This is a genomic window from Bacteroides sp. HMSC067B03 (assembly GCF_001811315.1).
In the GTDB taxonomy this organism is placed as follows: domain Bacteria; phylum Bacteroidota; class Bacteroidia; order Bacteroidales; family Bacteroidaceae; genus Bacteroides; species Bacteroides faecis.
Genome location: NZ_KV804507.1, coordinates 1 through 426 on the forward strand (window position 1 = coordinate 1; position 426 = coordinate 426).

Below are 426 nucleotides of genomic sequence, written 5' to 3' on the forward strand. Positions count from 1 at the left end.
CATTAGTTGCGGTCAAAAACGAAATAAAAATGAATGTAATATCAGAAAAAGAATATTCGTTTTCAAATGCGCTTTTTTGGAACGTAATGTTACATCATCATATTCGAGCCTTTGATGAAGAAAGGGATGCGAATTTTGATGAAGTATGGGATGAAGAACTTGTACCAACATTGTTGGATGAAAAGAAGTACAAGAAATATTGGTGTTGGCTATCTCAAATTGATTTGAAAACATCCGAAAATCAAGGTGAAATAGAAAATCCAAGAACTCTAACACTTCCTATCGGCAGCGATATTGTATTGACAATAGAATTTCATCCTTGCTGTACATATTATTTTTTGAATGACACTTTAATCGGGGAAGTTAGTGGCAACTTTCACTTGAAGTATCTCACATATTCGGAATTAATGAGGATTACAAAAGAGA

1 protein-coding gene is annotated in these 426 nt (G+C 33.1%); it reads left to right on the forward strand.

The features are described 5' to 3' along the window. Positions 1-29: 29 nt before the first annotated feature. On the forward strand, positions 30-426 hold a 397-nt coding region (locus tag HMPREF2794_RS26355; protein ID WP_168166639.1), incomplete at its 3' end, for an Imm19 family immunity protein.